At 71.0% G+C, this 19,998-nt stretch carries 17 protein-coding genes; 11 read left to right on the top strand and 6 right to left on the bottom strand.

The window, feature by feature from the left end:
* Window positions 1-89: 89 nt before the first annotated feature.
* On the top strand, window positions 90-818 hold the full coding sequence (locus tag C7M71_RS01255; protein ID WP_111489119.1) for a TetR family transcriptional regulator: 729 nt from the start codon (window positions 90-92) through the stop codon (window positions 816-818).
* Between the two features lie 60 nt (window positions 819-878).
* On the opposite strand, the gene C7M71_RS01250 is transcribed toward C7M71_RS01255, so the two are convergent.
* Entirely contained in the window at window positions 879-3,035 is a 2,157-nt protein-coding gene (locus tag C7M71_RS01250; RefSeq protein ID WP_111489120.1) for an acyl-CoA dehydrogenase, read from the bottom strand.
* Between the two features lie 488 nt (window positions 3,036-3,523).
* On the opposite strand from C7M71_RS01250, the gene C7M71_RS01245 reads away from it, so the two are divergent.
* The 4 genes from C7M71_RS01245 to C7M71_RS01230 all read left to right on the top strand — a co-directional run bounded on the left by C7M71_RS01245 (window position 3,524) and on the right by C7M71_RS01230 (window position 8,341).
* Window positions 3,524-4,636 carry an ABC transporter substrate-binding protein gene (locus tag C7M71_RS01245; RefSeq protein ID WP_162824096.1) on the top strand — a complete coding sequence of 371 codons (1,113 nt, stop codon included), beginning with the start codon at window positions 3,524-3,526 and terminating at the stop codon, window positions 4,634-4,636.
* A 120-nt stretch (window positions 4,637-4,756) separates the two neighbouring features.
* Window positions 4,757-6,793 (top strand): ABC transporter permease, encoded by a 2,037-nt coding sequence (locus C7M71_RS01240; protein WP_111489122.1) that lies wholly within the window; start codon window positions 4,757-4,759, stop codon window positions 6,791-6,793.
* A 31-nt stretch (window positions 6,794-6,824) separates the two neighbouring features.
* Window positions 6,825-7,619, top strand: a complete 795-nt coding sequence (locus C7M71_RS01235) for an ABC transporter ATP-binding protein (RefSeq protein WP_111489123.1) — start codon at window positions 6,825-6,827, stop codon at window positions 7,617-7,619.
* Complete coding sequence (locus C7M71_RS01230) at window positions 7,616-8,341, top strand: ABC transporter ATP-binding protein (RefSeq protein ID WP_111489124.1); 726 nt, start codon at window positions 7,616-7,618, stop codon at window positions 8,339-8,341. The genes C7M71_RS01235 and C7M71_RS01230 overlap by 4 nt, the downstream gene beginning before the upstream one ends.
* Before the next feature lie 84 nt (window positions 8,342-8,425).
* On the opposite strand, the gene C7M71_RS01225 is transcribed toward C7M71_RS01230, so the two are convergent.
* The 3 genes from C7M71_RS01225 to C7M71_RS01215 are packed head-to-tail and all read right to left on the bottom strand — an operon-like array spanning window position 8,426 to window position 11,213.
* Window positions 8,426-9,649, bottom strand: coding sequence for a CaiB/BaiF CoA transferase family protein (locus tag C7M71_RS01225; protein WP_111489125.1), 1,224 nt, complete (start codon window positions 9,647-9,649; stop codon window positions 8,426-8,428).
* Window positions 9,646-10,791: a thiolase family protein gene (locus C7M71_RS01220; protein WP_111489126.1), complete on the bottom strand. Its 1,146-nt coding sequence runs from the start codon at window positions 10,789-10,791 to the stop codon at window positions 9,646-9,648. Before C7M71_RS01220 ends, C7M71_RS01225 begins: the two co-directional genes overlap by 4 nt.
* Complete coding sequence (locus C7M71_RS01215) at window positions 10,788-11,213, bottom strand: Zn-ribbon domain-containing OB-fold protein (protein WP_111489127.1); 426 nt, start codon at window positions 11,211-11,213, stop codon at window positions 10,788-10,790. The genes C7M71_RS01220 and C7M71_RS01215 overlap by 4 nt, the downstream gene beginning before the upstream one ends.
* A gap of 225 nt (window positions 11,214-11,438) precedes the next feature.
* Between C7M71_RS01215 and C7M71_RS01210 the strand changes: the two genes are divergently transcribed.
* From C7M71_RS01210 to C7M71_RS01200, 3 genes are all read left to right on the top strand, one after another.
* Window positions 11,439-12,590 carry an amidohydrolase family protein gene (locus tag C7M71_RS01210; RefSeq protein WP_111489128.1) on the top strand — a complete coding sequence of 384 codons (1,152 nt, stop codon included), beginning with the start codon at window positions 11,439-11,441 and terminating at the stop codon, window positions 12,588-12,590.
* Window positions 12,591-12,730: 140 nt separating this feature from the next.
* Window positions 12,731-13,243, top strand: coding sequence for a DoxX family protein (locus C7M71_RS01205; RefSeq protein WP_111489129.1), 513 nt, complete (start codon window positions 12,731-12,733; stop codon window positions 13,241-13,243).
* A 9-nt stretch (window positions 13,244-13,252) separates the two neighbouring features.
* Window positions 13,253-14,314, top strand: coding sequence for an enoyl-CoA hydratase/isomerase family protein (locus tag C7M71_RS01200; protein ID WP_111489130.1), 1,062 nt, complete (start codon window positions 13,253-13,255; stop codon window positions 14,312-14,314).
* 27 nt (window positions 14,315-14,341) lie between these two features.
* Here the strand turns inward: C7M71_RS01200 and C7M71_RS01195 are convergent, their stop codons facing one another.
* Window positions 14,342-15,256, bottom strand: coding sequence for a VOC family protein (locus C7M71_RS01195; protein ID WP_111489131.1), 915 nt, complete (start codon window positions 15,254-15,256; stop codon window positions 14,342-14,344).
* Between the two features lie 11 nt (window positions 15,257-15,267).
* Window positions 15,268-16,359 carry an MBL fold metallo-hydrolase gene (locus C7M71_RS01190; RefSeq protein ID WP_111489132.1) on the bottom strand — a complete coding sequence of 364 codons (1,092 nt, stop codon included), beginning with the start codon at window positions 16,357-16,359 and terminating at the stop codon, window positions 15,268-15,270.
* A 184-nt stretch (window positions 16,360-16,543) separates the two neighbouring features.
* Here C7M71_RS01190 and C7M71_RS01185 point away from each other — a divergent pair, with 184 nt between their 5' ends.
* From C7M71_RS01185 to C7M71_RS01175, 3 genes are all read left to right on the top strand, one after another.
* Window positions 16,544-17,791 carry an MFS transporter gene (locus C7M71_RS01185; protein WP_111489133.1) on the top strand — a complete coding sequence of 416 codons (1,248 nt, stop codon included), beginning with the start codon at window positions 16,544-16,546 and terminating at the stop codon, window positions 17,789-17,791.
* 8 nt (window positions 17,792-17,799) lie between these two features.
* Window positions 17,800-18,837 (top strand): LLM class F420-dependent oxidoreductase, encoded by a 1,038-nt coding sequence (locus tag C7M71_RS01180; RefSeq protein WP_111489134.1) that lies wholly within the window; start codon window positions 17,800-17,802, stop codon window positions 18,835-18,837.
* A 139-nt stretch (window positions 18,838-18,976) separates the two neighbouring features.
* On the top strand, window positions 18,977-19,996 hold the full coding sequence (locus tag C7M71_RS01175; protein WP_111489135.1) for a DUF2889 domain-containing protein: 1,020 nt from the start codon (window positions 18,977-18,979) through the stop codon (window positions 19,994-19,996).
* Window positions 19,997-19,998 lie beyond the last annotated feature (2 nt).

Genomic DNA, 19,998 nt, shown 5'->3' with positions numbered 1-19,998 from the left:
CCCCCCGGGCTCCTGAAGCGGCCATGCCGAGCCGGTGCCTGCGGTACTATCGATAGGCATACCGTAATGGCTGGTGACGGGAGAAGTCCATGGCTGCCCAGGCGAAGCGCACCGCTTCACCGCGCCGCAGGCGAGCCCGGGGATCGATCACCTCGGAAGAGATCCTCCGAGGCGCGTTCACGCTCTGCGAGGCGGATGGGGTCGACGGGCTGAGCATGCCCCGGCTCGCCCAGCACCTCGATGTCGGCGTGACGAGTATCTACTGGTACTTCAAGAGCAAGGAGGACTTGCTGGACGCCCTCACCGAGGAGGCGTTCAAGAGGCTGTACGGGCAGATGCCTCCGCTGGAAGGGCGTACCTGGGAGGAAGTCCTGCGGGAGTTCTTCACCAACTTCCGCTCCATTCTGCGCACCGACGACGTGCTCTGCGATCTCAGCATCATGCGCGGCGCCAGCTACTCGGACGACACCATCACGCTGACCTGGTCGCGTATCGAGGAGATCCTTGAAGTGCTGGTCGGCGCCGGCTTCAGTGAGGAGTCCGCGAGCTACGCCTACTTCACGCTCTCCGTCTACACCCGGGGTTCGCTCATGGTGGAGCGGATGATGCGCGCCCACGGCCTCGCCGAGGGGACGTCGAGTCCGAGGGCCCACCTCGCCAGCAAGATGCCGATCATGTCCCGCGAGGTCGAACGCCACTCGTGGAACATGGTGAGCGACGACGACTTCGCCTTCGGTGTCGAGAACAACCTCCGAGGCCTGCGCGCACTGCTCGCCGCCGACCGCAAGGCTGCCAAGGCGGGCGCCGCCTCCAAGTGACAGGGCGGGGGCGGCGCCCTCAGGGCGTTCGGGCCGGGGGGGGGTCAGCAGGTCGGCGGATCAGCGGATCAGCGGGTCGCGCGGAAGCCCGAGGATTCGCTCGGCGATCACATTGCGGGTGATCTCCGACGTACCCCCGGCGATGCTCAGGCAGCGGTCGAAGAGGTACTCGAAGGTGACGCGCTCCTCCTGCCCGATGAGTGCGGCGGGACCGGCGATCTCCACGGCGAGCTCGGTCACCCGCTGTGCGTGCTCGGCGGAGAGCAGCTTGGTCACATTTCCTTCCGGACCGGGTCCGGAGCCGGTGACCGCCCGGGCGGCCTGACGCAGGTTGACCAGGCGCATGGCGTGCTCCTCGGCGATCAGCCCGGCGATCCGTCGCCGCAGCTCCTGGCCGGTGTCCTGCGCATGGCGCTCGGCGAGGTCGATCAGCGCGGAGGCGGGAACTCCCTCCCGGGACCCGCCGCCGATGGTCACCCGCTCATTGCCGAGGGTCGTGCGTGCCACCTTCCAGCCCTCGTTGACCTCGCCGACCACATCGGCGTCGGGGACGAAGACATCGTTCAGGAAGACCTCGTTGAACAGTGCCTCGCCGGTGATCTCGCGCAGCGGGCGGACCTCCACCCCCGGCGCCCGCAGGTCGACGACCATGGCCGTGATGCCCTTGTGCTTGGGCGCCGACGGCTCGGTCCGGACGGTCGCCAACCCTCGGTCGCTGTGCTGGGCCCCGCTTGTCCACACCTTCTGGCCGGTGACCCGCCACCCTCCCTCGACCCGGATGCCCTTCGTCTGCACGGACGCGGCGTCGGAGCCCGCGTCGGGCTCGCTGAAGAGCTGGCACCACGTCAGCTGCCCGGCCAGGCTGGGCGGGATCCAGCGTTCGACCTGCTCGGGCGCAGCCGTCTGGAGGAGGGTGAGCAGGACCCAGCCGCCGATGCCGAGGACGGGGACCTCCACGCCGGAGAACTCGTCCTCGATGACCAGCTGCTCGACGGGCCCGGCTGCCCTGCCGTACGGGCGGGGCCAGTGCGGCACCAGATAGCCGGACTCCGCGAGTAGCCGCCGGTGCGCCGTGGGGGGTGCCGCGTGGTAGCGGGCCAGGAACTCCCGGGTCTCGCTTCGGTACCGGGCGGCCTCTTCCGGCAGGTCCACGTCGTACTGCCGACGCACCCCCGCGCGGCTCAGCTCGTAGAGGTCGTCCTCGGCGCTGCCCAGGGCGTGGACGAGGTTCCGCAGGGCGACCGCGCGCCGCAGATACAGATGCGCGTCATGCTCCCAGGTGAAGCCGATGCCGCCGAGGATCTGGATGTTCTGCTGGGCGTTCTCCTGGTAGGCGCGCAGGGCCAGGGCGGCGGCAGCGTCGGCGGCCAGGGCGCCCTGCGGAGTCCCGGTGGCCGCCCGGGCGGCGTCCCAGCTGACGGCTGTCGCGAGTTCCGTGCGGACCAGCATGTTCGCCAGGTGGTGTTTGACCGCCTGGAAGGTGCCGATCGTACGGCCGAACTGCTCCCGCACCTTGGCATAGTCCACGGCCATGTCCAGGCATGCGCGGGCCCCGCCGGCGGCCTCGGCCGCCGCCAGCGTGCGGAGGATCCGCAGAGCCGTCGGCGCGGCCGCGGTCAGGGTGGCCCCCTCCGGGGGGACCAGACCGCGCACGGTCAGCCTGGACAGTCCCAGCGACGGATCCAGGCCGTTGACCTGTTCGAGGTGCACCCCGGCGTGGTCGGAGTCCACCAGGACGATGTCGTCGTCGATACGCACCATCAGCAGCTTGGCCCAGCGGCCCGCGAGCACGGCACCGGCGTCGCCGTCGGCCCCGGCACCGCTCTGGGCCGTCAGCCCCGGCGTCAGGGCCAGCCCGACGATCAGCGACCCGTCGACCACCTCCCTGAGGTACCGCTCCCGTTGGGCGTCCGTGCCGCACTGGGCGAGGATCGCCGCCGCAGCGGCGGAGGCCAGGAAAGGGCCGGGGGAGACGGACCAGCCGAGCTCGTCCGCGACGACGGCCAGCTCCGGCAGGCCGTACCCGGACCCCCCGTGGGCCTCCGGCACATGGAGCCCGAGCCAGCCCAGGTCGGAGAGGTGCTTCCAGCAACCGGGCAGCGCTGCCGTCGGCTGCTGCAGGGCCGAGCGGGACGACGCGCGCACCTTCTCCGCCGCCGCGAAGGACTTCACCACCTCCGCCAGGGCGCGGTGATCATCATTGATGGCGAGTGCCATGGGGTGGCCTCCTGGCTTGTGACGCCGTTGTTGTCCGATGGGTTGACGCCGCTTCGGATGTCTATACCGTAACGGTTACCGTTCAACCGTCAATAGCTCTCGTCGGACCGCGCCGACCCCTGTTCCAGGGCCGTGGACACGCCGCGAAACCGTGATGAAACGAGCTGTTGACAGCTGTGATGCAGGCCACTACGGTGCGCTTACCGTTTGCATTACGGTACGGGTGTCGGCAGTGTTCCTGGGCACTCCTTCATTCATTCCCGGACGGCGTCCGACCCGGTAACTGCGCACCGTTCTTGCAGCAGCCAATCGACCACGTTCGTGTGGAGGAGAGTTCCATGGGCATACCCTCATCCGATTCCCCGGCGGCCAGACCGTCCCGCAGAGGTGTGCTGGCGGTGACGGCGGCGATGGCGCTCTCCGCAACCGGCCTGGCCGCGTGCGGAGCGAGCACCTCTTCGTCGTCCTCCGGCTGTACGTCCCCCGGCGTGACCTCACAGGAGGTCAAGGTCGCGGTCATCGACCCCCAGACCGGCCCGTCGGCGACGACCTTCGACGGTTTCCTCCAGGCGGCGAAGGCCCGCTTCGCGCTCCAGAACGACGAGGGCGGGGTCAACGGCCGCAAGATCACCGTGGTGTCGGGCGACGACATGGGCGACGGCGCGCAGCAGGTCGCCGCCGCGCGCAACGCCGTCCAGTCCCAGCAGGTCTTCGGCGTGCTGTCGGCATCGCGCGTCGACACCATGTACGACTACCTGAAGCAGCAGAACGTACCGGTGTTGGGATATCCCGGTCAGCCCGCCTATGCGGCCAACAAGAACGCGTTCGGTTTCGCCGGCGCCTCCGCCACCGGCTACGTCTCGACAGCCCAGATGCTGCGGATGAAGGAAGGGGGAGCGACCAACCTCGCCAACCTCGCCCACAACTCGGCCGGCGCCATCAACTCCGCCAAGGGCATCGACTTCGCCGCCGAGAAGGTGGGCCTGAAGGTCGGCATGAAGCAGTGGGACATCCCGCTGGGCTCCTTCGACGCCACCGCCGTCGCGATCAAGATGAAGCGGGCGGGGGTCGACGCGCTCTCCGCCCAGCTGCTGACCGACTCCAGCGTCTCCATCCTCAAGGCGCTGCGGGCGCAGGGCGTCAAGCTCAAGAGCGTCCTCGTGGCCGGCGTCTACGATCCCAAGGTCTCCAGCCAGATCTCGGACCTCCTCCAGGGAGCGATCGTCACCCCGGTCGGCACCGTGCCCACGGAACTCGGCACCCCCGCCACCAAGAAGTACGTGGACACCATGGCGAAGTACGCCCCCGACACCCCGCCGAACGTCGGGTTCGCCGGCCCCGGCTATGTCTCGGCCGACCTCTTCATCCGTGGGCTGGAGGCCGCCGGGTCCTGTGTGTCGCGCAGCAACTTCATCGACAGCCTCCGCAAGGTGAAGGACTACGACGGAGCCGGCCTGCTGGTGACGCCCGCCGTCTTCGCGCCGGCCGAGCTGCCGAACGGCACCCCGTACGTCAAGTGCGCGTGGTACGCCGTCTACAAGGGCACCGCGTGGGTGCCGGACGCCGAGGCCACCTGCGGCGAGCTCTACAAGTTCGACTGACACGCGACCGTTCCGCCCGGGACCGGGCACCAGCCTCTCGGCTCCTCGGCTGGTGCCCGGGCTCGTACCAGGACAACGAAGCAGAGAACCCGATCCCCCAGAAGACCACGGAAGGTTGCTGTGTTCAGTTATCTCGTGGCCGGACTCGTCACAGGCGCGATCTATGCGATCTCTTCCCTGGGCCTCGTCCTGACCTACAACGCCTCACGCGTGTTCAACTTCGCCCAGGGTGGTATGGCGTTCTTCATCGCCTACTGCTTCTACTGGCTGCGCACCGAGCAGGGCCTGCCGGTCGTGCTCGCGCTGGCCATCTCACTGCTCGTCATCGCCCCGGCCCTGGGGCTGCTGCTCTGGGCCGCGCTGCTGGGACGCCTCAGCTCGGCGACGCCGATGGTGCGGATGGCCGCCACCATCGGTCTGGCCGTCGCACTCGCCTCCGGGACGACGCTGATCTTCGGCAACAAGCAGGTGCTCCAGCCGAAGGGCATCGTGGGGACCGCCGAACGCGCCTTCACCCTCGGCGGCGTCGCGGTCAGCAATGAGCAGCTGACCATCCTGGGCGCGGCCGCCCTGCTCTCCCTGCTGGCCTATCTGGTCCTCAAGCGGACGACGGCGGGGCTCATCACCCGTGGCACCGTGGACTCGCCCCTGATGACCTCCCTGACCGGGACCAACGCCAATATGGTCGTCGCGGGGACCTGGATGGTCGGCGTCGCGGTGGCCGGGCTCGCGGGCATCATGATCACCCCTCAGGTGGGCCTCAACGCGGGCGGCTACTCCACGGCGGTCGCCGCCTCGTTCGCGGGGGTGGTGATCGGGCGGCTGACCAACCTGTGGTGGGCGTTCTTCGGCTCGCTCTTCGTCGGCGTGGCCCAGTCCGTGGTGATCCCCTGGCTGCCGGACGACGGGTTCCTGGCGACCTCGCTCCGACCGAGCCTGCCCTTCGCCATCATGGTGCTGGCCATCGTGGTCCAGGCGGTCATCCGGCGCGGGGTCAGCGACGACACGCAGACCCGGGAGGTCGCGTCCCTCACCAGCACGGCCGACCGCAACCAGGCCCGCGTCCTGGCGCTGCTGCGCTCGCAGCGCGGCCGGTGGGACCGCTGGGTCGGCTTCGCGGTGCTGGCCGTGGTGGTCTCGGTGGTGCCGTCGGTCTTCTCCGACTACTGGGTCGGCGTGATCACCCTGGGCGTCTGCTACGCGGTGGCCCTGCTGTCGTTCCGGCTGGTCACCGGTGAGGCCGGCATCATCGGACTCTGCCAGATCACCTTTGTCGGGATCGGGGCCGTGGCGACGGCGCAACTCGCCACGGTGCATGGGCTTCCGGTGGTCCCGTCCATGCTGATCGGCGCCGTGATCTCCCTGGTGTGCGGTGCGGTCGTGGGGGTGGTGGCGCTGCCCCTGGGGCAGCTCTACGCCGCCATCGTCACCTTTGCCTTCGCCCTCCTGGCCGACCAGGCGATCTTCACCCGCGAGGCGTTCTCCCAGTACGACTCCGGAGTCTCACTGGCCCGGCCGGTGATCGGCGGACGGCTCTTCGACACCAACGCCGGCTACTTCCAGTTCGCGATGGCGGTGTTCCTCCTCCTCGCCGCCGGGCTCTGGCTGCTGCGGCGCTCCAACCTCGGTCTGAAGTTCGCCACCATCCGGGCCAGCCGCAACCGCGCCTCGACGCTCGGCCTGCCGATCTACCGCTCGCGGATCGCGCTCTTCGCGCTGGGAGCGGCGGTGGCGGGGCTCGGTGGCGCGCTGCTGGGCAGCTTCCAGCTGATCGCCTTTCCGGGGGCGTACAACGCCACCATCGGACTGACCTGGTTCGCCCTGGCGATGGCCCAGGGCTCCTGGTCGATGGGGGGTGCGGCGGCGGCCGGAGTGTCGCTGGCCGTGGCCCCGGCGCTGTTCACCACCTATGTGCCCACCCGGTTGGGAGACCTTCCCGCCGTGCTCTTCGGCCTGATGGCCATTCAGGTGGTCGCCAACCCGATCGGTATCAACCCGCAGCTCCGGTCGGCCTTCCGGGCACTGGCGATCAAGCTCTCGCCGGCCCCGACCCCGACCCCGACCCCGAGCCCGACCTTGCCGGCGGCCGACGGCCCCGCACCGGCGATGGCACCCGTCCCCAGCGAGCAGCCGAGTACGTCAGGAGGAGCGCAGTGATCCGCCACACCCAGGAAGGGAGGACACAGCGATGACCGAACGTGCCGAGCCCGGCGAGGACATGGCGCTCTCGCTGCGCGACATCACCGTCCGCTTCGGCGGTGTGTGCGCCCTCGACCATGTGTCGATCGACGTTCCCAAGGGCAGTGTCTCCGGACTCATCGGCCCCAACGGCGCCGGCAAGAGCACGCTGCTGGCCGTCGCCTCCGGGCTTCAGCCGGTGGACACGGGCCGGATTCTCGTCGACACCGAGGACCTGACCGGGGCGAGGCCGCAGCGCTTCGCACGCGCCCGGATGTCCAGGACGTTCCAGGCGCCCCAGCTGGTACCCGAGATCGACGTCCGTCAGCACATCCTGCTCGGCCTGCGGTCGTTCCGATCGCAGGGCTGGAACGCCAAGGCGGGTGCGCTGGTCCGCGGGATCACCCGGAGTGAACTGGACCGGGCGGAGCGTCTGCTGGCCGAACTCGGCCTGAGCGAGGTGGCCCGCCGCAGCCCCATGGAGCTTCCGCTCGGCCTGCGGCGCCTGGTCGAGGTGGCCCAGTGCATCGCGACGGATCCGCGCATCCTGCTGCTCGACGAGCCCTCGGCGGGGCTCAACCGGGTGGAGACCCAGGCCTTCGCCGCCATCGTCTCGCGCCTCTCGGCGGAGCGCGGGATCGCGGTCCTGCTGGTGGAGCACGACATGGATTTGGTGCTGGAGATCAGCGAACAGCTCTTCGTCCTCGACTTCGGTGAGCTGATCGCCAGCGGCGCCACCGAGGACGTCACCAAGGACCAGCGCGTCCGGGACGCCTATCTGGGCACCGTGAAGGAGGGGGCATGACGACACCATTCGTGGCGGTGGACGGCCTGACCATCGCCTACGGCGACGCCGTCGCCGTCGACGGGATCTCGTTCGACCTCGACCAGGGCGAATGCCTGGCGATCCTGGGGCCGAACGGTGCGGGGAAGAGCAGCGTCGCCAAGGCGTTCGCGGGGCTCGTCAAGCCCGCCGGGGGCTCGCTGGTGGTCGACGGGACGGACCTCGCCGACCGCCGACCGGACCAGATCGCCCGCAGCCGTATCGCCTATCTGCCCGAGGGGCGCGGGATCTTCCCGGGCCTCACCGTCGCGGAGAATGTGGCGCTGGGCATGCGGGTGCTGCCGTCGGGCGAACGGGCCGCCGCCGAGGCACAGGCCTATGAGCTCTTCCCGGTCCTCGGCCGGCGCAGGAAGCAGACGGCGGCGACGATGTCCGGTGGTGAGCAGCAGATGCTGGCCGTGGCGCGGGCGCTGATGACCAAGCCGAAGCTGCTGGTCGCCGATGAGGTCAGCCTCGGTCTCGCACCGATGGTCATCGACGCCATCTACGAGGCCTGGGCCTCGGTCCGGTCGACCGGTCTCACGATGATCGTCATCGAGCAGTATGTGGAGAAGGCGCTGGACTTCGCCGACCGCGCCCTGGTGCTCCGGCGCGGACGGGTGCTGTGGACGGGCGCTGCCGACGGCGCCGCCGACCACATCGTGCACGGCTACCTGGGGAACGACCTCGCGCCGCAGGCGTGATGACCGCAGTCGAGGAGAGGCCCCCGCCCGGGTTCGGTGACCGGGCGGGGGCCTCTCCTCGCGGCGGCTGCGGCGTCCGTCGGCTCAGGCGACCACACCGGCTGCCCGGTACCGCTCGATCGCTGCGGCGTCGTACCCGGCGGCGGTGAGCACCTCGGAGGTGTGCTCGCCGAAGTCCGGCGCCCGCTCCGGTGCGTCGGCCACCTCGTCGAACATCACCGGGGGAGTCACCAGGGAGAGCGGGCCGTCCGGATACTCGACGTCCGCGATCAGGCCGTTCGCCACGACCTGGGGGTCGTCATGCAGCTCGCGGGGCGTCTGGATGGGCGCCCACACACCCCGCAGGGTCAGCAGGATCCTGCCCCACTCCTCGTATGTCCGGCTCGCGAAGACCTGGTCGAGGATCGCGACAAGCGCCGCGCTGTGCTCGGCGCGGGAGGCCGGGGTCCCGAAGCGGGGGTCGTCGATCAGGTCGAGCCGGTCGGTGTGCCGGCAGAAGTCGACCCACTCGTTCTGGTGGTCGCCGAGCAGCGAGAGGCAGAGGAAGCGCCCGTCCTGGGTCCGGTAGGTGTTGCCGGTCCAGTGGATCTCCTCCCGCGGCGGCTTGCCGGTGAACATCTGCTGCCCGGGTGGGAATGCGCTGCTGATGACCGCCGGACCGTTGAACCAGAGCGCCGTGCCCAGCAGTGAGGAGTCCACCACCGGCGCGGTGCCCGTACGCTCGCGTTGCAGCAGGGCGGCGGCGATGCCGCCCGCCAGGACCAGTCCGGACATGCCGTCGCCGTGGCCCACCATCCCGGGCGGCCGGTCCACCCCGGTGACCCCCATCGCCGTGGCGGAGAGCGAGCCCCGGCCCCACCAGGTCGCCCCGTCGTAGCCGCCTCGGTGGGACTCCGGGCCGCGCGGTCCGGCTCCGGTGCCCTTGGCGTAGACGATGTCCGGGTTGACCTGCCGGATCCGGTCGACGTCGAAGCCCAGCTTCTGCCGGGTGGCCGGGAGGAAGCTGGTGAGAAAGACATCGGCCTGCTCGACCAGGCGGTACAGGATCTCGCGCCCGTCGTCACCGGCCAGGTTCAGCGCGATGGCGCGCTTGCCCCGGTTGTAGTGCTTGAACATCCAGTGGGCGCCGCCCTGCTCCAGCGAACCGCCGGAGAAGAGCCGCATCGGGTCGGGCGACGCGGGGTTCTCGATGTGGATGACGTCTGCTCCCCAGCCGGCCAGGATCGCGCCGGCGGACGGGCAGAACGCCCAGAGGGTCAGGTCCAGGACACGGATTCCGGTGAGTGGTCGCATTTCTGCGCCGGTCATCGGGTGAGGACCATGGCGCCGCACTGCGGCCCGTGGGCGTTGGCCACCACGGCGACCCGCGCGTCCGGGACCTGGCGCTCGCCGCAGTCGCCCCGCAGCTGCTCGACGGCCTCGTTGAGGAAGGCCAGGCCGTGCAGGCGTCCGGCGGCCAACTGCCCGCCGTTGGTGTTGAGCGGCAGATCGCCGCCCGGGGCGATGCGCTTGCCGGAGTCCACCCAGTCGCCGAACTCGCCGATGCCGCAGAAGCCCAGCGCTTCGACCCAGGACAGGGTGATGTGGGTGAACCCGTCGTACAGCTCGGCGACATCGACGTCGCCGACGCTCACGGACGCGTTCTCCCAGAGGCGCTGCGCGCAGCCGATGGTGCCGCCGAAGATGAAGTCGTCGGTGAAGGTCCAGTCGGGGCGTGAGCCGGTGCCGAAGGCGCTGGAGTCGACGGTCACCGGGATGGCGGCCAGGTCGCGCGCCCGCTCGGCGGTGGTGATGACGGTGGCGCAGACGCCGGTGACGGGGTAGTCGCAGTCCAGCAGGCGGAGCGGCTCGGCGACGAAGCGCGACTCCAGGTAGTCGTCCATGGTGACCGGCGTCCTGAGCACCGCGCGTTCGTTGAGGGCGGCCCATCGGCGGGCATTGACGGCGATCCAGCCGTAGTCCTCCTCGCTGCCGCCCAGCTCCGCCAGCCTGCGGAACTTCTTCATGCCGATCGCCGGGATGATGCCGCCGAAGTCCCCGTACGGGGTCTGGAACTGGGCCGGTCCGTTGGCCGGGGGCGCGACCACGGTCCCGGACTGCTGGCCCCACTCGCGGTCCACCGACCGGTACACCAGGGCGACCTCGCAGATGCCCGACTCCACGGCGGCGACCGCGCTCAGCGCGGCTGCCAGGCCGGACGGCCCGGTACCCCCGATGTCCGCGTAGGCCTTGAGGTCGCCGATGCCGAGCAGCCGCTGGACCAGGGTGGCGTTCTGGGTGCCCACTCCCGGGTACTCGAAGATGGCGTCGATGTCCGAGGTGGCCAGCCCCGCGTCGTCCAGCGCGCCCAGGCATGCGTCCACCGCCAGCGGCCGGGTGTCCACGCCCAGCGCGCGGTGCACGCTCGAATAGCCGACGCCGACCACGGTCGCGGTGCGTGCCGTCCTCATGCTGCTCCTCCTTGGACCGGTGAGACGGGTCGGAACTGGGGGATGGCGCCGTCGCCGCGCTTCTCGAAGGTGACCTCCAGCGGCTGGCCCGGGCGCAGCTCGCCCGGGTCCGCGTCGACGATGTTGGTCAGGATCCGTACTCCCGGGGCGTCGTCCAGGTCGACCAGAGCCACGGTGTAGGGGACCGAGTCGGCGAAGTCCGGGTGGAACGCCTGGTGCAGGACGGTGCGGGCGTAGAGCGACCCCCGGCCGCTCACCTTCGCCGGCGTCAGCACCCGGCACTGGCAGCTCTCGCAGACGGCCGACGGCGGGTACTGGAAGCGCCGGCAGCTGTCGCAGCGCTGGACGAGGAGTTCTCCTCGGGCGGCTCCTTCCCAGTGGAAGGCGCTGAACTGGTCCGGGATGGGGACGGGTTTGCCCATGTGTGACTCCGTGGTGGGGGCGGTCCGAGCACCGGTGGCACGGCGCTATCGATTCCAACACGGTACTGCTTACGGTAAAAAAGTCTATAGGCCGTCACCAGTCCGGAGCGGGGCCGAAAGAATCTTGTCCGGGCTGGTGACATTTATCGCAGTGGTGTCTACGGTAAGCACTACCGCAGACCTTGCGATAGACGCTGCTCGGCAGGATCCGTTCGGAGGAGGCCCATGCTCCCCAAAGACGCGCAGATCATCTCGGTCGACGATCACGTCATAGAGCACCCCCGTGTCTGGCTGGACCGGCTACCCAGCAAGTACGCGGAGGTCGCTCCCCGTATCACCCGGCTCCCGGACGGCAATGACGCCTGGATCTACGAGGGCGAGGTCGCCGGCAACTTCGCACTCAACGCCGTCGTGGGGAAGAGCCCCAAGGACTACGGCCTGGACCCGCGAAGCTACGACGACATGCTGCCGGGCTGCCATGACATCCAGGAGCGGCTCAAGGACATGGACACCGAAGGTGTCTGGGCCCAGCTCTGCTTCCCCAACATGGGAGGCTTCGCGGGCAGCGTCTTCGCCAGGTCCAAGGACAAGGCGCTGGCCAATGAGTGCGTCAAGGCATACAACGACTTCATCCTCGACGAGTGGTGCGCCAGCGCGCCCGAGCGTCAGATCCCGCTGATGATGACGCCGTACTGGGACGTCGAGGCGACGGTGGCCGAGGTCCGGCGGACGGCGGCCAAGGGCGCCAAGTCCTTCACCTTCCCCGAACTGCCGGACCGGCTGGGACTGCCCTCCTGGCACAGCGACCACTGGGATCCGGTCCTGGCCGCCGTCACCGAGGCCGGTCTGCCGCTCTCGCTGCACTTCGGCTCCGGTGGTTCGCCGCAGGCCTCGCCCGAGGCCCAGAGCAGCAACTTCACCGTCGCCATCTCCCTCTTCGGCCTCAACTCGATGAGCGCGACGGCGGAACTGCTGCTCTCACCGGTGTTCCACAAGTTCCCCGACCTGAAGATCGCGCTGTCCGAGGGCGGCATCGGCTGGATGCCGTACATGATCGAGCGGATCGACTACGTCTGGGAGCGGCACCGCTGGTACAACCAGGTCAACCGTGATGTGCGGCCCTCGGAGCTGTTCCGCGACCACCTGTTCGGCTGCTTCATCTCCGACAACGCGGGCATCCACAGCCGTCATCTGATCGGCGTCGACAACATCATGTTCGAGAGCGACTACCCGCACTCGGACAGCAACTGGCCGCACACCCGGAAGATCCTGGAGAGCGCGCTCGCCGAGGTCCCGGACGAGGAAGCGCACAAGATGGTGGAGTGGAACGCGCGCAAGCTCTACAACTTCCCGCGCACCGAACCGGCCGCCGGCTGAACGCACCCACATCCGTTCCGATCTGGCTCCTGCCGTCGTCGTGTGGACGACGGCAGGAGCCTTGGCGTAGGGAGAGGCACCATGTCGAGAGTGCAGGACCGCGAGCGCGCGGGCGGGGCGCCGGCCTCGGGTGACGGCCGATGACGGCCGTCGACGTCGGGCTGCTGCTGATCCGCCTGGTGCTGGGGGTCACCATGCTGCTGCACGCCTGGAACCACTGGTTCGGCGGCGGCCGGATCGACGGCACGGCGGGCTGGTTCGAGGGGCTGGGGCTCCGGCCGGGGCGGGTGCACGCATGGTCCAGCGTGGCTGCCGAGGTGGCCGCGGGGGCGGGCCTGGTCCTCGGCCTGCTGACGCCGTTCGCCTGCGCGGCCGTGATCGGGACCATGGCCGTCGCCGGGGTGGTCGCCCACCGCCGCAACGGCTTCTTCGTCTTCCGCGACGGCTATGAGTATGTGCTCATGATCGCCGTGGTGGGGGCGGCCGTTTCCCTGACCGGCCCCGGCCGGGTGTCCCTGGACCACGCGCTGGACATCCTGGTCCGTGGCGGCCTGGGATGCGCCATCGCCGTCGGCGCCGGTCTGGGCGGTACCGCGCTGCTGCTCGCCACCAGCTGGCGACCGAAGCCCGAGTCGCCGCCGGTGGACGGCTGAGGCACCGTCATGCTGCTCACCGTGGGGCAGGTGGCCGAGGACCTGTCCGGCAGGACGGGATCCATCGGCTTGGACGACGCCGGTCGCGTACGGCACCGGCTGACCGTGGTGGACCTCGACACCGCGCCCGGCGCGACCACGGCGCAGACCGCCGAGGTGGCCCGCCGGATCGCTGCGGGCCCGGGTGTCGTGGTGGGCGTGGCGGAGCGGCCGGACCGTGTTCCGGATGCACTGCTCGACGCGGTCACCCTGACCCTGGCGCCGAGGGGAGCGGCGGACGACCGCAGGACGGTCGCCTCGGCGGACGTTGCGCAGGACCTGGAAACCCTCCGGCGGTCCGCCGACCGGAACCCGGCCGCGAGCGCGGTGCTGGACCAGGTCCTGCGCGGTGTCGCGGGGCTGCCGGTCGCCGATGCGCTCCGGCTGGAGTCTTTCGCGTACTCGACGCTGCTGGCGGGCCCGGAGTTCGCCGCCTGGCTCGACCGGCGCGGCCCGCGCGCCACCCCCGTGGTGCCCGAGCGATGCGTCCTGGTCGAGCGCAGCGGGGAGGCGCTGCGGATCACGCTCAACCATCCCGGTCGGCGCAACGCCTACTCGGCTGCGGTCCGGGACGCGCTGGTCGACGCGCTCGACGTGGCCGTCCTGGACCCCTCCGTCCGCGAGGTCGAACTGCGCGGCAACGGCCCGGCCTTCTGCAGCGGGGGCGACCTGGCCGAGTTCGGGACCGCGCCCGATCCGGTCAGCGGGCACCTCATCCGGACCGGCCGTTCCGCCGCCGCGCTGCTGGCCGGGCTGTCCGCGCGCACCCATGTCCGGCTGCACGGCCACTGCGTCGGAGCCGGGATCGAGCTGCCGTCCTTCGCCTCACGGGTGACCGCCGCCCCCGATGTCGCCATCCGGCTGCCGGAGATCGCGATGGGGCTCATCCCCGGCGCGGGCGGCACGGTCGGCATCACCCGCCGGATCGGCCGCTGGCGTACCGCGTACCTGGCGTTGACCGGAGCGGTGGTCGACGCGCGGTCGGCTCTGGCGTGGGGCCTGGTGGACGAGGTGCGGCCGGTCGGCGGCTGACCGGCCGCACCTCGCTCCGGAGGGGCCTCAGCCCCGGCCGCGCCGGCCGGTCCACTCCAGCGGCATCCCCAGGGTGGCCGCCGGGTCGGTCCAGGCGCGGCAGCCCTCGCGCGCGGTGACATGCAGGCCCTCGCGCTCCAGGGTCGCCAGGGTGCCGTCGAGGTCGTCGACCCGCAGGCACATCGCGTGCAGCCGCTCACCGTGCTGCTCGACGGCGGCGGCGTAGCGGCTCCGCGTGCTGCGCGGCGAGACCAGTCGGACCACCACGTCTCCGATGCGGAGGTCGACGGTGTCCTCGTGCTCCGGGTCGCCGACGGGGTTGCCCCGTACGGCCGTTGCCTCCATCAGGGAGGCGAGCAGTTCGGCGGCGGCGCGTGCGTCGCGGACGGTCACGGTGAGCCAGGCGACGGAGCGGACGTCCACCAGCGGTGCCGGGACCTCCGGGAGGGCCCCGCCGTCGCGGGGGTCGTCGGCGAAGTCGGTGTCCGACCATTCGACCAGCAGGCCCGAGGTGTCGGCCGGATGCATGAAGAAGTGCCGTCCCGGCACATCGACCCCGGTGATGCGCACTCCGCGCCGACGCAGCAGCGTCTCCGCCGCCCACAGGTCCTCGACCGTCCAGGCCACCGAGTGCAGTCCGGTCCCGTAGCGGGCCACATACCGGCCGAGCGGACCGTCGCCGTCGGTGGCGGTGAGCAGGGCGACGGGGATGCCGCCCAGCCAGAGCATCTCGGAGACGGCGCCGGACTCATCCGAGGCACCGGCGCCCGGCTGATGCATCGGCAGGCCGTGGACCTGGCGGATCCGCGAGGTCAGCGGGCGGGCTCCCAGCACGTTCCGGAGCCAGCTGTCCATCTGCTGCCCGGCACCGCAGGCGATGGCCAGGCGGTGGAAGTACCCCGGCCGGATGACAGGGGCCACGGAGGTGGACTCATCGTTCATCGACGCCGTCCTCAGGGTCGGAGGGGCTGAAGAGGGGCGTCGGCGAGGACGTACCAGCCGTCCACCTCGCCGCCCCGGTTGGTGATCGCACCGAGGTGCTGGAGGTGGAGCAGGTGCGCATAGGCCTCGCCGATCGCGGAGCGCCGTATGATGCCGCGCGTCTGCGACCACGGACGGCTCCAGCTCAGCTGCCGCGCGACCTCCACGGTGGTGGCCCCGGCCCGGTCGTCCAGCACGCCTAGCACCTCGCGCAGCCGGGCCGCGTGGTGCAGCCGGAGCTGCCGTACCCGCTCGCCCAGGCCGGCGAACCGGTACTCGTGCGCGGGCAGTACCTCCTCGACGTCGAAGGCGGTGAGCAGTTCCAGCGAGGCGAGGTACTCGCCGAGCGTGTCGCTCCCCACCGACGGCGCCGGGCTGATGTTGGGGGTGATGCGGGGCAGCACATGGTCCCCCGTCAGCATGACCCTGCGCTCGCCGTCGTAGAAGCACAGATGGCCCGGGGTGTGGCCGGGGGTCCAGACGGCCGTCAGGTCGATGCCCTGGAACGGGCGGCTGCGGTCCTCGATGAGGACGTCCGGTACCGGCAGCCGCTCGGGCAGCAGATCGTCGCCGGGGGGCGCCACGCCGATCTGCGGCTGGTCCTCCGGTCCGCCGCCCCGGCGGCGCAGCCAGGCGGCGTCCGCCCGGAGGAAGCTGCCGGGGTCGGTGTAGGAGCCGGTCAGCCGGGCGTCGGCCTCGTGCATGCCGATCCAGGCGCCGGAGGCCTCGCGCAACCGGCGGGCCAGTCCGAAGTGGTCGGCATGGCCGTGGGTGACCAGGATGGCCCGGACGTCCGCCACGTCCCAGCCGGTCCGGCGCAGTCCGGTCACCAGGCCGTCCCAGCCGAGCTCGGTCGGCCAGCCGGTGTCGATGACCGCCACGCCGTCGCGCAACTCGTAGACGTAGGAGAGCACATAGCGCAGCGGGTTGTCGGGGAAGGGGGTGGGCACCGACCAGAGGCCCGGCCGCACCTGCTCCACCGGCGGCAGCAGCCGGTCCTGCCACGCCTGGTGCTGGAGCTTCCCGGTGACAGTGATCTCGGGCGGATCGGTGGACGGCGTCATGGTGTCCTCCTGGTGAGCGCGGGTGATCGGGGCACCGGAGCCCCCAGGAGGGGGTCCACGAGGGGTCGTTGACTTTGGCCCGGGCGGCTGCCACCATCCATGAAATACCATACCGTACTACTTACGGTACTGTCTGCTGCATCGCCTGGCGCGCACACCGCGCGGGCGACAGAAGCGTGGAGACATGACAGCGACGGACAAAGACAATCCTGTGCGCCTGGTCACGCCGAGCTTTCTCGGGCTTTTCATGGCGGCCCTGTGCTTCTTTTTCGCCTATGGCATGACCGTCCCGATCCTGCCCCCGTTTGTGAAGGAACGCCTGCACGGGACGGACCTCATCGTGGGCGTCGTGGTCGGGATGATGGCCGTGTCGTCCATCGTCATCCGGCCGCTGGTCGCCCCCCGGACCTCCTCCTGGGGCTGCCCGCGCCTGGTCCTGGTCTCCGGACTCGTCGGAGCCGGGGCGTTCGCCGGGTACGGATTGGCCGCCGACAATGTGCAGCTCTCCGGGCTGCGCCTGGTGACCGGGGCCGCGCAGGCGACCCTGCTGATAGCCGCGATCACCATGGTGACCTCGCATGCGCCGCCGGACCGGCGCGGCCAGGCCATCAGCTACTTCTCGGTGGCCCCGTACCTGGGCATCGGCATCGGACCGGTGCTCGGTCAGACGCTCTTCGAACACCTCGGATTCCGCCCGGCCTTCGCCATCGCCGGTGTGATCGGCCTCGCCGGGGCGATCCCGATCCTCTTCGTCCCCAATGTGCGGGTGCCGCGCCCGGCCGGTGCGCCACGCCAGCCGATCTTCCACAAGGTCGCACTCTGGCCGGGCACCGTGCTCGCCCTGGGCATGGTGGGGGCCATCGCCATGAGCGCCTTCATGCCGCTCTTCGTCTCCGACCTGGGCGCGTCCGGCACTCAGTGGATCTTCCTCGCCTATGCCGCGGTGGTGCTCCTGGTGAGGGTCGTGGGCGGCCGGATCCCGGACACCCTGGGCCCGGCCAGGACCGGGTGGCTCTCCACCTCGCTGATCAGCCTGGGCATGGTCGGCTTCGCGGTGACGCCGTCGGTCCTGGGCATCTATCTGAGCCTGATCCCGCTGGGGACCGGGATCGCCCTCCAGTACCCGGGGCTGCTGGCGCTCACGGTCAACCGGGTGTCGGAGGAGGAGCGGCCGAGGGCCGTCTCCACCTTCACGATGTTCTTCGACCTGGCCACAGGGATCGGCGGGCTCTTCGTCGGCGGCATCGTCGCCGTGGGCGGCTACCGGTCCGCCTTCGCGGCATGCGCCGCCTGCTCGCTGCTGGGCCTGGTGCTGCTGCGCCTCTTCGTCGTTGCCCGACCCACCGAGGGCGGTGCGGCCGAGAGCAGTCCGGTGGAGACAGCCCTGCCGTCGGCACCGGTCGCCGCCACATCCGAAGCGACGGAGGAGTGAACCGCCCGATGGACCTGTCCATGACCCTGGACTACACCCAGGACGTCACCGCCCGGCTGCCCGAACTGCGCGACCTGGAGACCGCAGGCGTCGACGCCCTGTGGGTGCAGGAGGGCTACAGCTTCGACGCCGTCTCGGCGATCGGCTTCCTCGCCGCGCACACCGAGCGCATCCGGCTCGGGACCGCGATCCTGAACGTCTACAGCCGCAGCCCCGCGCTGCTCGCCATGACCGCCGCCGGCTGCGACCACCTCAGCGGCGGCCGGTTCGCGCTGGGGCTGGGCGCCTCCGGCCCTCAGGTGGTCGAGGGCTTCCACGGCGTGGAGTACCGCCGCCCGACGGCCAGAATCCGCGAGACGATCGACGTCTGCCGGATGGTGTGGCGCCGTGAACCCCTGCGGTACGAGGGCCGCAGCGTCGTGGTCCCGCTGCCACCCGACCAGGGGACGGGGCAGGGCCGACCGCTGAAGCTCGTCAACCGGCCCGCCCGGCCGGACATCCCGGTGTACTGGGCCGCCCTCGGGGATCTGTCGGTGGCGGCCGCAGCCGAGGTGGCGGACGGCTGGCTGCCGTTCTTCTTCGTACCCGAGCGCGCCGGGCAGGCCTTCGGCGAGGCGCTCGGACGGGGAACCCGGCTCAGGGATTCGGCGCTCGGCCGACTCGATGTGGTGGCCTCGGTCCATGTGGCCATCGGGGAGGGCCTTGACACGGAGGCGCTGCTCCGGCCCGCCCGCTCGCATATCGCGCTCTATGCGGGCGGCATGGGCTCGCGGCAGTCGAACTTCTACAACACGCTGGCCCGCCGGATGGGTTGGGAGAAGGAAGCCGGGGAGATGCAGGACCTCTTCCTGGCCGGCAAGCGCGCCGAGGCCGCCGCCGCTGTGCCGTCGGACTGGCTGGCGCTGGGCAATCTGGTCGGCCCCGAGGGGTGGGTCGCCGAGCGCCTGGCGGCCTTCGCCGAGGCCGGGGTCACCACCCTGGACATCACCGTGGTGGGCGGCGCCGATCCGGTCCGGACCGTGGAGACGCTGCGCCGTCTCATGTGACCGGTCGTACGGCGGCGAGAGGGGGCTGCCCGGTTGTCGGGGGCGGCCTTGCCGTGTAGCGTACCGAAAGGTGTTCGGTATCAATGTCCATAATGGTTCGAGGGGGCGCGCACCACGCCCCGGACGGCGGTGAGGAACCATGCAGAAGGCTTCGTCCACCGTCCGCGACGTCGCCAGGCGGCTGCCCGCGCGCCGTCCGTCGTCGGTGCGCCGCACCACGGACATCCAGGTCGTTCCGGAGTCGGCCTGGGACGGCGACCTGGAGGTCAGGGGCTCCGCACGGGACGCCCGGGTCGACGGCCGGGGCACGCTGACCGCGTCCGAGACCACCCGGCTGCACCTCACCCTGGACAACAGGTCGGTGGTGACCGGCCTGGCAGCGGGCCTGCCCGGGGCCGTGGCGGACGCGCTTGTCGGCAGCGCCGCAGCGGGCGGCTTCCGCGCCCGGCTCCGCGCACTGCCGGAGGGCTCCCTGGATCCGGACTCCCCGGCAGCGGCGTTGCTGGACGACCTGCCGACGGTGCGGCTGATCTCCGGCTACGGCCGGCTGATCGAGATGGGCCCGCAGCCCGGCCGGCCTGCCGCGCCCCTGCCGGGCATCTGCACCGGCTGGGCTCCCGGGGGGACCGCAGACCGCCGCGCCCAGGCCGGTGAGCGGCTTCTGGGCCGGGCCCCGGCTGCGCCGCCGTTCCGCTCGCTGCTCGACCACCCCGACGACTTCCACCCCGCCGACTCCCACGCCGCCGACTCCCACGCTGCCGACCTCCACCCCGAGACGCCGCCGGAACGCAGCTCCATGCGCCGCCGCCGCATCCTGGAGGTGGCCCGGCACGGGGGCGATCTCGACATCTACCAGTACTTCAGGGACAGCCACCTCGACGCGGCGGGCCGTGAGGGGTCGCTGCACGAGTACGAGCTGCACGCGGTGGCCACCCAGGGCTCGCTGACGCTGTCGGCCCTCTCGGTACGGCCCCGGGCGCTGCCGTTTCCGGAGTGCCCGCTGGCGGCGGCCGAGGTCGGGGTGCTGCTCGGCACGTCCCTGTACGACATCGAGGACTCGGTGCGAGCCCGCCTGTCCGGAACCCGGGGCTGCACCCACCTTTCCGACGTCCTGCGCTTCCTGCGGTTCGCGGGACCGCTCGCCGACCGCCTGATGTGAGG

This window comes from Peterkaempfera bronchialis, assembly GCF_003258605.2.
Classification (GTDB): domain Bacteria; phylum Actinomycetota; class Actinomycetes; order Streptomycetales; family Streptomycetaceae; genus Peterkaempfera; species Peterkaempfera bronchialis.
The sequence above is the reverse complement of the archived record's forward strand: the minus strand, read 5'-3'. Positions and strand labels throughout refer to the sequence as shown.